We start from the raw sequence: 13,316 nt of genomic DNA, 5'->3' as shown, positions 1-13,316 counted from the left end.
GCCCCGGCCAGATGCTCGAGAACGCCCCCAAGATCCCGCTCATGAACGAAGAACAGCGCTTTCGCCTGCTCATCGACGCGGTGGTCGACTACGCCATCTACATGACCGACCCTTCGGGCATCATCACCAGTTGGAACTCTGGCGCCAGGCGTTTCAAGGGTTACGAGGAGTCCGAGATCCTCGGCCAGCATTTCTCCCGTTTCTACACCGACCAGGACCGCGCCGCCGGCCTGCCGCAACGGGCGCTGGATACGGCCCTGCATGAGGGGCGTTTCGAAGGCGAGGGCTGGCGGGTGCGCAAGGACGGCACGCTGTTCTGGTCCCATGTGGTGATCGACCCGATCATCGACAGCCAGAGTGGTACCTTGCTCGGCTTCGCCAAGATCACCCGCGACCTGACCGACCGCAAGATGGCCGAGGAAACCCTCAAGCAAAGCGAGCAGCAGTTTCGCCTGCTGGTGCAAAGCGTCACCGACTACGCCATCTACATGCTCGACCCGCAAGGTCAGGTCACCAACTGGAACCTGGGGGCGCAGCGGATCAAGGGGTATCTTCCGGTGGAAGCCATCGGCCAGCATTTCTCGATGTTCTACACCCCCGAGGATCGCGATGCCGGCGAGCCGCAGCGCGCGTTGAGCATCGCCGCCAGCGAAGGGCGTTTCGAGAAAAAGGGCTGGCGCATGCGCAAGGATGGCACGCGGTTCATGGCCCACGTGGTCATCGATGCGATTCGCAGCGATACCGGCGCGCTGCTGGGGTTTGCCAAGATCACCCGCGACATTACCGATGCCACCCAGGCCCAGCAGGCCCTTGAACAGGCCCGTGAGGCATTGTTTCAATCCCAGAAACTGCAAGCCATCGGTCAGCTCAGCGGGGGTATTGCCCATGATTTCAATAACCTGTTGACGGTCATCCTTGGCAACCTGGAAATCGTGCGCAAGCGCATGCCCAGCGAGCCGAAACTCACTCAGTTGCTGGACAACGCGACCCAGGGCGCGCTGCGCGGGGTTTCGCTGACCCAACGCATGCTGGCGTTTGCCCGGCGGCAGAAACTGACCTACGAATCGGTCGAGCTGTCGGCCCTGGTACAGGGCATCAGCGGCCTGCTGCAAAGCTCCCTGGGCCCGTCGATACACATCCAGACCCGTTTCGCCGAGGCGCTGTCGCCCGTGCTGGCCGATGTCAATCAACTGGAACTGGCGATCCTAAACCTGGCGACCAACGCCCGGGACGCCATGCCCCATGGCGGCCAGATCGTCATTGCCGCCGAGGAACGGCAAGGGGCTGATGCCGGACCGGACCAGCCGATGGCCCCCGGACGCTACATCTGCCTGGCGATGTCCGATGAAGGCGAGGGCATGGACGACGCCACGCTGGCCTCGGCCGTGGACCCATTCTTCACCACCAAGGGTGTCGGCAAGGGCACGGGCCTGGGGCTGTCCATGGTGCATGGCCTGGCGGAACAGTTGGGTGGCCGCCTGATACTCAAAAGCCAGAAAGGCCTGGGGACCACCGCCGAATTGTGGTTGCCAGTGGCCGGCGATGCGGCCCCTGGCAAAGTGGCGATCGAAGAGGCGGCGCCACCGGTCCACGAGTTGAAAGTGCTGGTGGTCGACGATGACAGCCTGGTGTTGACCAGCACTCGCTTGTTGATCGAAGACCTGGGGCATCGAGTCCTTTGCGCCCCATCGGGGGCTCAGGCGCTGGAGCTGTACGAGCGCAACCCGGACATCGACCTGGTGATCACCGACATGGCCATGCCGCAGATGGACGGTGCGCAGTTGGCGAAATTGTTGCGCGACCGCCAACCGACCTTGCCCATCATCCTGGCCACCGGCTATGCCGAACGCCTGGAAGGTTTCGCCACGCAACTGCCTCGATTGATCAAGCCGTTCAAGCAGATTGACCTGATGCAGGTCATTGGGCAGACGATGAAATAGTCAGCCTCCTGTGGCGAGGGAGCTTGCTCCCGCTGGGTCGCGCAGCGGCCCCTATGTCGCGAGCGCTTCGCACTCGAGCGGGAGCAAGCTCCCTCGCCACAAGAGCAGGCGCTTATGGCGTTTATTCAGTGTTCTTCTTGAACCCCCGCAAATTCATCGCACACAAGCAAAACTGCAACACGATCAATGCATACGCATGGGTATGCAGCCCCCAGACCACCCACAGAATATTGCTCGCGATAAAACAACTGAATCCCGCCACCCTGCGGCGGGGTTGGCGTGAGCCGATCAACCAGGCGGCCAGCACCGTGACGAGCATCGCCGGCCATTGCACCCATCCCAGATAATCCACGCAGCGGTCCTCTTGCCCTTTACACATAAAAGACCTTGGCGGTCGGACAGCGTTTCCTCGGACTTCGCTGCACCTGTGGTCCATTGGCTTGAACTTGCCACGCGCCGGGTTCTTCTAACGAGTCCGAATCATCATCGAGGCACCGCCTGCGCAATGCCCAGAATACTCACCGGGCCTACCCCGGAAGAAGAACTGACGGAACACAACGCCAAACTGTTCGGCTCGCCCAAGGAGCGACTGGACTTCTATCGTCGGGAGATCCAATACGAAACCAGCATCCTGGCCAATCGAACCGATGCTTACCTGGCGGCCCAATCCTTCCTGGTGATCGCCTTTGCCTCGTGCATGGCCAACCTGAACCCGGAGTGGGGCAAGTTGTTCACGCTGATCGTGCCGCCATTCCTGGCCTTGCTGGGATTCCTCAGCTCGCTCAATGCCTGGCCGGGGATCAAGGCGGCCTACGAGATCATCGATCACTGGCATTTCAAGCAGAGCGAACTGCTGCGCGCCGAACCCTTGATGGGCCTGGCCTACGACGAATCGCCGCTGTTCAGCGAGCGGGAATCGACCCACAAGGGCTACCGCAAGTCGTTGCTGTTTTCGTTGCGTACCCCTTGGATCTTCGCCACCTTCTGGGTATTGCTGGGGGCGTACTCGGTCTATATCCAGCTGAGCAACCCAGGCGGTTGAGGCACACTCGCCTCAACTCGACTGCTTACGGCGCTCATACCATGCCAACGTCGGCTGGGTCGTGATGCCATGCACCAGAATGCTCAAGGCCACCACCGACAGGGTGAGGTCGATGCACAGTTGCGCCACCGCTGGCGGCAGGTCATGGTTCAAGGCGAAGAACAGATAAAACAGGCTGCCGATCCCGCGAATGCCAAACCAGCCGATCAGCAGCCGTTGCGGTCCGTCGAGCAATCGCCGCCAGGGCACCACCAGCACACTCAGCGGGCGAATCACGAAAAACAGCAGGGCACCGATCGCCACGGCTCGCCAGTCCCAATGGTTGGCTAGCACGACCCCCAGCAGGGTCACCAGGAAGACTTCCATCGACCGCTCCACCAAGCTGCCAAACGCCAGCATGTCGCTCATCATCACCCCAGCGGCCAATTGACCATCGCCCAACGTCTCGGTATCGCCCACGACGGCCTGTCGGGGCTCGACGGTTTCGTGGCCCACCACCGGCTGCACCAGGTGTTCTGCCGGTAGCGCCCCTTCATCAGTGGATTGGACCTCGGCCTGACGCAGCCCCAAGCCGGCGGCGAACACCGAGAGAAAGCCATAGCCCTGGATCCACTCAGCCACGACGTAGGCCAGGGCAATCAGTGCCAGGGCCAGGTAATCATTGGGCGACAAGGTGCTGTCGGCATTCCTGATGCGCATCGACAGGGTCAGCTTGCCGATGCCGCGGCCCATCCAGTAGCCGACCAGCAACCCGGCCGGCACCGCCCACAGGACGTTGTGCAGCAGCCATTCACCGAGAAAACCGCTGCCGTCCTCCCGCAGCATCAACAAGCCGAGGATCACAAAGGGAAACGCCGTGCCGTCGTTCAGTCCCGCTTCGCCCGACAGGCCGAATCGCACCCGGTCGTCATCCCGGGCATCGTTGACCTGCACCAGTGCCGCCAGTACCGGGTCGGTGGGCGCCAGCATCGCGCCGATCAGCATCGACACGCCCCAACCCAGGCCCAACAGATAGTGCAACGCCAGGCACAGGCCGGCGATGCACAGGATCATCACCGGCCCGGCCAGCCCATAGGCCACGCGCCAGGTACGGTCCTTGAGAGGCAGGCGCAACTTGAGGCCGCTGACGAACAGCGAAAACACCACCGCGATTTCCGTGAGGTGTTCCATCCAGACCGACGAGTCGCTGATGTCCAGCTTCAGCACGTCCAGCCCCAGCGGCCCGATGGCGACACCCAGCACCAGGCACATCGCCGAGGTGGTGACCGGCATCCAGCGCAGATAAGAGGAGGTCAGGGCCAGGGTCAGCAACACCGCGCCGAGCACCGCTACCCATACTGTGAACGTCATCGTTGCTCCTTGGATAGCGACTGGTGGCTCTCAGTATTCGAGGCCCGGAGCGAAGCGAGGGTTCCCACCAAAGCAGCAGGCCTCCGTTTATCCGCCTGCCATTTAATCCAACGGAATTTTTCGCCGTTCCCCGCGCTCTGCAACAGAAGAGACGTTCTGATTCAGCGTCCGCCAAGAACCCGAGAGGCCCTTATGACTGCGCTGACACCCCTCCAATCCCAGCCGGCCACCGTGCACCCTGTCATCCATAATGGACAGGTGCGCCAATGCTATGAACGGCTGTTCCAGGGCCCCGACGATGCCGACAAGCAAGCCGTCGCCCAAACGTTCCTCCAGCAATGCATCGCCAAAGCCGAGGCGCTCCCCCAGCAGATGCCCTCTGATCCCATGGCGCTGCAGGCCTGGGTCGAACAACACAGCGCCGGCGTGGCCCGGCAATACGCTGACTACCTGGAGCGGCGCAAGAACGGCGGCCCGCGGGAGTTTTTCAGCGGCAAGGCCCATGCCCTGTACTTCATCCAGGCCGTGGCCCCGACCAAACGGGTGGACGGTGCCTGGCTGTATGGCGTGGTCAAGCACTGGCACGACCACCGTTTCGAAGGGTTGCTGTGCACCTACCTGGAAGAACTGGGGGACGGTCATCCCGGACAAAATCATGTGGTGCTGTATCGCAAGTTGCTCGCCGAATACGACCTGTCGGACGCCCCGGACATCGACGACGATCTGTATCTGCAAGGCGCCGTGCAATTGGCCCTGGGCTATGCCGGCGACGATTACCTGCCGGAGGTCATCGGCTACAACCTGGGCTACGAGCAATTGCCCCTGCATCTGTTGATCAGCGCCTATGAGCTGGGCGAACTGGACATCGATCCGTACTATTTCACCCTCCACGTCACCATCGACAACGCCAGCACCGGCCATGCCCACAAGGCCGTGCAAGCGCTGCTGCAACTGATGCCGATGGAAGCGGACCGCGAGGCCTTCTGGCAGCGAGTCACGCTGGGCTATCGCCTCAACGACCTGGGGCAGGGTAGCCGGGCCATCATCGGCTCGTTCGACCTGGAGCGCGAAGTGCTGGACATGCTCGAACGCAAACGCCCATTCGGTCAGCACATGCATTCCGATTACTGCAAATTCGAAGGCAAGACCGTCAACCAGTGGCTCTCGGCGCCGGGCCAGTTGGAGGGGTTCCTGACGGCCATGCAGAACAAAGGCTGGATCAAGCGCCATGAAGACCCGCAACACAGTCGCTTCTGGACGCTGATCGACGGCGCAGGCGCGGCCATGTTCGGGGTCTTCAGCCCCTACGAAAAACAGCTGCTGCATGACTGGATCGCCGGTGACTGGCTGGACGAGGGCGTGAAGTCCGGCGCCCGGCGTGCTCCGGTTGCGGCCTGCGCCCCCGCGACGCCGATGGACGATCCCGATGTGCAAAACCTGCAACAGGCGCTGCAAGGCCGCACGCCGGACGAGCAGATGCAAGTCCTGATGCCCTGGCTCTGTGCCCGCTGCCACAGCCATCCGGCGGGGCTGCTGGCGACTCGCCGGTTCATCGAACTCAAGTCCGCACTTCGCTAGGGAGCTCTGCATGAATGAAGAAGAACGCCTGTCCGAGCCGGATCTTGCATTGGTGCAACTGGGCCGACGCCTGCAAGCCGACGGTTATCGTTTCATCACCCCGACCCCGTTGACCCATGAACGGGTCAACCAGCGTCCCGGCAATGAGCGCGCCAAGACCTTGCGGGACGTGTTCGGCTGGTCGCGGCCGTTTGCGCCGGGGCTGATCAGCACCGACGAACAGCGGCAACTGCAAGACGCCCAGGTGCTGGAAGCACACGACGGTTTGTTGCGTAGCCGGGTGCGCTGGTCGAGCCTGGATGGCTTGCTGTTTGCCCATTCGCAGTTTCCCACGCAAGCCAGCGATGCGGTGTTCTTCGGCCCTGACAGCTATCGTTTCGCCCAACTGATCCATACTCACCTGCAACAGAACTTCACGGCCGTGCAGCGCGCCGTGGACATTGGTTGCGGCGCGGGTGTCGGGGCCATCTTGATTGCCCGCGCCCGTCGTGAAGCGCAAGTGCTGGCCGTGGACATCAACCCCCAAGCCCTGCGCCTGAGCGCCGTGAACGCCGCGCTGGCGGAGGTGGCCAACGTCGAGGTCGCCCGCAGCGACGTGTTGCAGGACGTGCCAGGCCAGTTCGACCTGATCGTCGCCAACCCGCCGTACATGGCCGACCCCTCCGAGCGCGCCTACCGCCATGGCGGCGGCACACTGGGCGCCGGGCTGTCGCTGCGCATCGTCGAGCAGGCTTTGCCCCGGCTCACACCTGGCGGCTCGCTGGTGCTCTACACCGGCGTGGCCATGGTGGATGGGCGCGATCCGTTCCTCGAAGCGCTGGGGCAATGGCGTGACTCGGCGGATTTCGGCTGGACCTACAAGGAATTGGACCCGGACGTGTTCGGTGAAGAACTGCTCACGCCGGGTTATCAGGACGTGGAAAGGATCGCCGTGGTGGCGTTGGTTGTAACCCGCATTGGCGCAGGTCTGGGCGGGGCTATCGGAGGGATTTTCGATGAACAGACGCATGAAATTCGGCGTTGAAGAGGAGTATTTCATCACTGACCTGAGCACCCGTTGCATGCCGGGTGAACCCCCTGCGGAGGCTGTCGCCGCGTGCCAGGCTGAGCTGGGCAAGCATTTCGCCCATGAAATGTTCCAATGCCAGGTGGAAATGGCCTCGCCCATCTTTCGCAGCCTGCCCGAGGCTGCCGACTACCTGAACCAAGTGCGTACGGGCCTGAACCAGCGCTTGGCGCCCTATGGCCTGGGCCTGCTCAGTGCCGGTTCACACCCGATGGCCACCCAGGTGCTGCAACCCACCGACGAGCTGCACTTCCAGCAACTGTTCGATGATTATCAGCGGGTGGCGCGGCGCAGCGTGCTGTCGGGCCTGCATGTCCACGTGGAAGTCCCGGCAACGCAGGATCGGGTGCGGATCATGAATGAGGTCCTGCCGTGGTTGCCGATGTTCCTGGCCCTGAGCGCGTCATCGCCATTCTGGAACGGTGGCTACAGTGGCTTCAGCAGCTATCGACAAGTGGCCTGCGATGAATGGCCGCGCATGGGGGTGCCGGAGTATTTCGAAGATGAGTCGGCGTTCGGCGGCTACGTCGACATGCTCATGCGCACCGGGTCCATTCGCCAGGCCAGCGATTGCTGGTGGGTGATACGACCTTCCTCACGTTATCCCACGTTGGAGCTGCGCATTTGCGATGCCTGTCCTCGGGCGGACGACGTCCTTTGTCTGGTCTCGCTGTTTCGCCTGATGGTGGCCCACGCCGTGACGCAGCGCCGGCCCGGTGCCCGCTACAGCCAGATGTCCCAGTGGATCCTCAAGGAAAACCGCTGGCGGGCCAAGCGCCACGGGATTCTCGCGGAGTTTATCGTCGAGGGGCAGGAACAGCCGATGCTGATCGGGGAATGGCTGACCCTGGCGGAGCAGACTTTCGGTGAAACCGCGGCCGAACTGGGCGTCCAGGACGTGTTCAAGCAGGCCCGCGCGATTGTCCAGGAAGGCACCAGCGCCGATCGGCAAATCGTGCTCTACGAACAAGGCCTGCTGCTGGGCGATTCGGTCGAACAGGCCTTGAGCCGGGTGGTCGATCAGTTGCTCGCGGAAACCGCCGGGAGGCCGGTTGCCGACCCAGCCTTGCAACAGGTCGCAGGTGGTCCATGAGCAGCAAGACCCTGGCTGACTACAACCGCATGCGAGATTTCGCCGCCACCCCGGAACCGGCGGCGAAACGTTCGCGCAAGTCGGCAAAAACCGCCCACGCCTTGCAGTTCTGCATTCAAAAGCACGATGCCTCGCGGCTGCACTACGACTTCCGACTGGAGTTGGACGGCGCGCTCAAGAGCTGGGCGGTGCCCAAGGGGCCGTCCCTGGACCCCAAAGCCAAACGTTTGGCCGTGCATGTCGAAGATCATCCGCTGGATTACGCCACATTCGAGGGCAACATCCCTGAAGGTCACTACGGCGCCGGTGACGTGATCGTCTGGGACCGGGGCGTCTGGATTCCCCAGGGAGACGCCCACGAAGCCTACGAAAAAGGTCGGCTCAAGTTCGAGTTGCAAGGCGAAAAGCTCAGCGGCCTGTGGAACCTGGTACGCACCCATATGCCCGGCAAGCAGGAGCAGTGGTTCCTGATCAAGCATCAGGACCAGGCCGCCCGCCCCGAAAGCGAATACGACGTGGTCCAGGCCGAGCCGGACAGCGTGCTCAGCGATCGTACCCTCGTGCCCAAGCGTCGAGGCAAGGCTGTCGCCAAAGCGGTGAAGCAACCGGAAAAAGCCGCGCGGCCGAAATCGCCGAAACGCGCCTCGAAAGGCACCCTCCGCGGTGCGGTCGCCGGGCCGCTGCCAGAAACCCTCAAGCCGGAACTGGCGACCCTGGTGGAAAGCGCGCCCGACGGCGAATGGCTCTATGAGATCAAGTTCGACGGTTACCGGGTCATGGCGCGGATCGAAAACGGCGACGTCAGGCTGCTCACCCGCAACGGCCATGACTGGACCCACAAATTGCCAAGACAGGCCGAGGCCTTGGCCGCGTTGGGGTTGGAATCGGCCTGGCTCGACGGCGAGATGGTCGTCGCCAACGAGCAGGGGGTGCCGGACTTCCAGGCCTTGCAAAACGCCTTCGAAGCCGGCAGCAGCGGCAAGATCGCCTATTACCTGTTCGACGTGCCTTATCTCAATGGCATGGATTTGCGCAACGTGCCGGTGCAAGAGCGCCGGGCCGCCTTGGCCGCCGTGTTGGAGCCCAATGAAAGCCCCTTGTTGCGCTTCTCCGATGCCTTCGAAGAAACCCCTGAAGCGCTGCTAAACAGCGCCTGCCAGATGCAGATGGAAGGGCTGATCGGCAAGCGCGTCGGCAGCACCTATGTGTCCAGGCGCAGCAACGACTGGATCAAGCTCAAATGCAAGAATCGCCAGGAGTTCGTGGTGGTGGGCTTCAGCGATCCCAAAGGCGCCCGCAGTGCTTTCGGTGCCTTGCTGCTGGGGCTACATGATACCGACAGCGGCCAGTTGCGCTACGCCGGTAAGGTCGGCACCGGGTTCAACGAAACCACCCTCAAAAGCATCTACCAGCAATTGCGGCCTCTGGAGACGAAAAAGGCCGCCGTGGTGAACCCGCCCACCGGCTACGAAGCCAAGGGCGTGCACTGGCTGGAACCGACGCTGCTGGCCGAAGTGGCCTTTGCCGAAATGACCAAGGAAGGCTCGGTGCGCCATGCGGTCTTCCATGGCTTGCGCAACGACAAGCCGGCCAAGGACATCACTCAGGAGCTTGCCAAACCCGTGAAGAAAACCACTGCGGCGAAAAAAACCAGCACCCAGGATGAACCCGACGCGAAACCGCACAAGGCAAAGACCAGGACAAAAGCCAAGGCCCCGGCCATGGACGGCAAGGTCCGCATCACTCACCCGGAGCGGGTCATCGACGCCAGCAGTGGCACCACCAAGCTGCAGTTGGCCGAGTATTACGCCAGCGTTGCCGAATTCATCCTGCCGGAACTGGAAGATCGCCCGGTCGCCTTGGTCCGGGCGCCGGACGGCATCGCCGGTGAGCTGTTTTTCCAGAAGAACCCCGAGCGCCTGGCGATTCCCGGTATCACCAGCCTGGACAAGGAACTGACCGGGCAACCAGTGATGATCATCAACAACGCCGAGGCGCTGATCGGTGCGGTGCAGATGAGCACGGTGGAACTGCACACCTGGAATGCCACGTCTGTCGACCTGGACAAACCCGACCGCTTCGTCCTCGACCTGGATCCGGACCCGGCACTGCCCTGGAAAAGCATGGTCGAGGCGACGCAGCTCACCTTGTCGGTGCTCGATGAACTAGGGCTCAAGGCGTTCCTCAAGACCAGCGGCGGCAAGGGCATTCATGTAGTGGTGCCGTTGACACGCAAACTGGGCTGGGACGAGGTCAAGGGCTTCAGTCATGCGATTGTCAGTCACATGGCCAAGCTGCTGCCGGACCGCTTTTCGGCGGTGTCCGGGCCAAAGAACCGGGTAGGGCGGATCTTCATCGATTACCTGCGCAATGGGCTGGGCTCCACGACCATCTGCGCCTACGCCGCCCGGACCCGGGAGGGGTTGCCGGTGTCGGTGCCGATATTTCGTGAGGAGGTGGCTGAGCTCAAGGGGGCGAACCTGTGGAATGTGCACAATGTTCATGAGCGTCTGGCGGAGGTGGGTCATGAGCCCTGGGCCGGGCTGAAGAAGACGCGGCAGAGTATTACGGCTGAGATGCGCAGGCGTATCGGTATGAAGAAAGTTTAAGGCGTCGCGGCTATACGCCGCAGTTCCTTTGTGGGAGCGAGCTTGCTCGCGAAGAGGCCAGCAAGCTCAATATCCATGTCACTGAACCACCGCCATCGCGAGCAAGCTCGCTCCCACAGATCATCTCAAGCCGCTGTCATCGGTAATCTGCCACCCGAAAACGCGTTCAGCCCACCGGGACACGCAAATATTCCGGCTGCAGGTAGTTGAACCAGAGCAGGATCATTTCCACCAGGATCGTCACCAATACCAGCAGGCCCACGCCCCAGACACTTGCCGAATACAGCAGGCCCTGTTCCTTCTTGAGGCCCATGAACTTGGGCAGCCCGACGAACAGCAGGAATGTCGAGTAGGCCGACGCCAGCAACAGCACTGCCACGGCCAGCCAGCGGCTCGGGTAAAGCCCGAAGATTCCGGCCAGGAAATATGGCGTTGCGGTATAGGCGGCGAAACCGATGCATTGGTTGACCGTCGGGCGCGCTTCGAAAGTGCGGGACATCCAGCGGATGAACAGCCCCATCAACGTGACGCCGACGACGATGGTCAGGTACAGCAGCACGCACAATTGAAGCGCGCTGGTGCTGCTGAGCCGAACCGTTTCGTTTTCGGCCAGGCTCCATCCGGTCCAGGTGGTGCCGATGAACAGGCACACCGCGGGAATCAGCGCGAGCAACAGCAAATGAGCCAGGTAATGGCGTGGATGTGCCTGTTCCTGCTCGCGTATGTCGGCCCAGGCGAATTCGGGCTGTGTGAACAGTTTGACGAAAGGTGCGGACATGACGACCTCCTGATCAAGACGGCCTCTGCATGAGGCCCTTACTGGGTTTGAGGTACAGAAAAAGACCGGGGTTTCATTTATTTCCTGTTCCTGGTGACCGACCGCTTCCGGTACGCGAAGACATGCGCTTCCTGCACAAGGTCTGGCGTTTCGAGCGAGTCGCTCGGATGCGTCATGGGCGACTGGCCGGGCACAGCCCACTGTGGGAGCGAGCTTGCTCGCGATAGCGGTAAACCAGCCCATTGATGTTGCCTGACCTGCCCCTATCGCGAGCACGCTCGCTCCCACAGGTATTAGGGGCAAGGCCCATTGGCTGAGTGCTCCCTCGCCACAGGTAAAACGCTGCGCCATGCTTAAAGCATCGGCTTGCCCCCGGTAATCCCATAACGGGCTCCGGAGATGTAGCTGCCTTCGTCCGAGGCCAGCAGCACATAGATCGGCGCCACTTCAACCGGCTGGCCGGGGCGGCCAAGGGGCGTCTGGGTACCGAAATTCTGCACTTCTTCCTCGGGCATGGTCGCCACGATCAGCGGCGTCCAGATCGGTCCCGGTGCAACGCTGTTCACGCGGATGCCCTTGGGCCCGAGCATCTGCGCCAGGCCACCGGTGAAGTTGGCGATGGCGCCTTTGGTGGCGGCATAGGCCAGCAGTGTCGGCTTGGGCATGTCGGAATTGACCGAGCTGGTATTGATGATCGAGCCACCAGGCTTCATGTGCGGCACGGCGGCCTGGCAGATCCTGAACATCGCCGTGATGTTGATATCGAAGGTACGCACCCATTCTTCGTCGGGAATGTCCTCCAGGTTATCGTGGGTCATCTGGAACGCGGCGTTGTTGACCAGGACGTCGATATGGCCGAAGCGGGCAACGGTTTCATCGACGATCTTGCGGCACAGGCCTTTGTCCGCCAGGTCACCGGGCAACAACAGGCATTGACGCCCGGCCTGCTCGACCCAGCGTGCGGTTTCCCGGGCGTCTTCATGCTCGTCCAAGTAGGCAATCGCCACATCCGCACCTTCACGGGCGAAGGCAATGGCAACGGCGCGACCGATGCCGCTGTCGGCGCCGGTGATCAGGGCAATCTTGTTCGCCAGTCGTCCGGAGCCGGTGTAGCTCTGCTCGCCGCAGTCCGGATAAGGGTCCATTTTGCGCTGGGTGCCGGGCACCGGCTGGCTTTGTTTCGGGAAAGGCGGGAAAGGGTAGTCGACCATCGTCGTTCTCCAGGTGGGTTGCGATGGAGGGTGGACTTTGGGTTTTCGGGCAGAGTTCGGTCCGATTGTCCGGCCAGTCGATGAGCGTGACGGTGGTCGTTTCGTCGGTGAAGGGTGGGCTGTGGCGAACATTGGACGAGCCTGTATTCTCCAATGTCAGTAGCGGTGTCGAGAAGGAGCAGGGCAATGTTCAGCCACATACAGATCGGCGCGCGCGACCTGCCGACAATGGTCGCTTTTTATGATGCCGTCCTCGGTTGCCTGGGGCTGGAGCGCATCGCGGGCGAAAACGATTCGGGCCCGCCGGGAGAAGGCTGGCGTCAGCCCGGCAAGTATTGGCCGCAGGTTTTTGTCCAGTTGCCTTTCAATGGCCTGCCCGCGACCTGGGGCAATGGCATGCAAGTAAGCTTCGCCGCCGATTCCCCGCAAACCGTCCGCGCTGCCTGGGAGCAGGCGATGGCCATGGGCGGTACCGACGAAGGCCCACCGGGTCCGAGGCCGCAGTATTGCGAAGGCTATTTCGGTGCGTATTGCCGCGACCCGGAGGGGAACAAGCTGTGCTTTGTCTATGCGCCGGATATGCATGAATAAAGCTCAAACCCTTGTGGCAAGGAGCTTGCTCCCTAACCACAAGGGGCATTGGCAGTTG

The 13,316-nt window shown here is 62.2% G+C and carries 11 protein-coding genes; 7 read left to right on the top strand and 4 right to left on the bottom strand.

Features of this window, described 5'->3' with window-relative positions; genetic code table 11:
• Positions 1 to 11: 11 nt before the first annotated feature.
• Complete coding sequence (locus J4E53_RS04320) at positions 12 to 1,940, top strand: PAS domain-containing sensor histidine kinase (RefSeq protein ID WP_103308091.1); 1,929 nt, start codon at positions 12 to 14, stop codon at positions 1,938 to 1,940.
• 121 nt (positions 1,941 to 2,061) lie between these two features.
• Here the strand turns inward: J4E53_RS04320 and J4E53_RS04315 are convergent, their stop codons facing one another.
• Complete coding sequence (locus J4E53_RS04315; protein WP_060742403.1) at positions 2,062 to 2,292, bottom strand: hypothetical protein; 231 nt, start codon at positions 2,290 to 2,292, stop codon at positions 2,062 to 2,064.
• Between the two features lie 153 nt (positions 2,293 to 2,445).
• Here J4E53_RS04315 and J4E53_RS04310 point away from each other — a divergent pair, with 153 nt between their 5' ends.
• On the top strand, positions 2,446 to 2,982 hold the full coding sequence (locus tag J4E53_RS04310; protein ID WP_092199857.1) for a hypothetical protein: 537 nt from the start codon (positions 2,446 to 2,448) through the stop codon (positions 2,980 to 2,982).
• Positions 2,983 to 2,994: 12 nt separating this feature from the next.
• Here the strand turns inward: J4E53_RS04310 and J4E53_RS04305 are convergent, their stop codons facing one another.
• Positions 2,995 to 4,332 carry a sodium:proton antiporter gene (locus tag J4E53_RS04305; RefSeq protein WP_060742401.1) on the bottom strand — a complete coding sequence of 446 codons (1,338 nt, stop codon included), beginning with the start codon at positions 4,330 to 4,332 and terminating at the stop codon, positions 2,995 to 2,997.
• A 192-nt stretch (positions 4,333 to 4,524) separates the two neighbouring features.
• On the opposite strand from J4E53_RS04305, the gene J4E53_RS04300 reads away from it, so the two are divergent.
• Genes J4E53_RS04300 through ligD form a run of 4 tightly spaced genes read left to right on the top strand, consistent with a single transcriptional unit; the run spans position 4,525 to position 10,678 of the window.
• A complete protein-coding gene (locus J4E53_RS04300; protein WP_103308090.1) occupies positions 4,525 to 5,910 on the top strand; it encodes an iron-containing redox enzyme family protein in 1,386 nt (461 codons plus the stop codon).
• Positions 5,911 to 5,920: 10 nt separating this feature from the next.
• Positions 5,921 to 6,934 (top strand): class I SAM-dependent methyltransferase, encoded by a 1,014-nt coding sequence (locus tag J4E53_RS04295; RefSeq protein WP_103308089.1) that lies wholly within the window; start codon positions 5,921 to 5,923, stop codon positions 6,932 to 6,934.
• Positions 6,906 to 8,069, top strand: a complete 1,164-nt coding sequence (locus J4E53_RS04290; RefSeq protein ID WP_103308088.1) for a carboxylate-amine ligase — start codon at positions 6,906 to 6,908, stop codon at positions 8,067 to 8,069. Before J4E53_RS04295 ends, J4E53_RS04290 begins: the two co-directional genes overlap by 29 nt.
• Positions 8,066 to 10,678, top strand: a complete 2,613-nt coding sequence (gene ligD / locus J4E53_RS04285) for a DNA ligase D (protein ID WP_103308087.1) — start codon at positions 8,066 to 8,068, stop codon at positions 10,676 to 10,678. The genes J4E53_RS04290 and ligD overlap by 4 nt, the downstream gene beginning before the upstream one ends.
• A gap of 166 nt (positions 10,679 to 10,844) precedes the next feature.
• On the opposite strand, the gene J4E53_RS04280 is transcribed toward ligD, so the two are convergent.
• The gene (locus J4E53_RS04280; protein WP_103308086.1) at positions 10,845 to 11,456 is read right to left on the bottom strand and encodes a Yip1 family protein; all 612 of its coding nucleotides are present in this window, start codon (positions 11,454 to 11,456) and stop codon (positions 10,845 to 10,847) included.
• Between the two features lie 353 nt (positions 11,457 to 11,809).
• Positions 11,810 to 12,667, bottom strand: a complete 858-nt coding sequence (locus J4E53_RS04275; protein WP_103308085.1) for an SDR family oxidoreductase — start codon at positions 12,665 to 12,667, stop codon at positions 11,810 to 11,812.
• A 186-nt stretch (positions 12,668 to 12,853) separates the two neighbouring features.
• Between J4E53_RS04275 and J4E53_RS04270 the strand changes: the two genes are divergently transcribed.
• Positions 12,854 to 13,258, top strand: coding sequence for a VOC family protein (locus tag J4E53_RS04270; RefSeq protein ID WP_060742394.1), 405 nt, complete (start codon positions 12,854 to 12,856; stop codon positions 13,256 to 13,258).
• Positions 13,259 to 13,316: the final 58 nt, after the last annotated feature.

The organism is Pseudomonas sp. FW305-28 (assembly GCF_017351395.1).
GTDB classification, from domain to species: domain Bacteria; phylum Pseudomonadota; class Gammaproteobacteria; order Pseudomonadales; family Pseudomonadaceae; genus Aquipseudomonas; species Aquipseudomonas fluorescens_AA.
The sequence above is the reverse complement of the archived record's forward strand: the minus strand, read 5'-3'. Positions and strand labels throughout refer to the sequence as shown.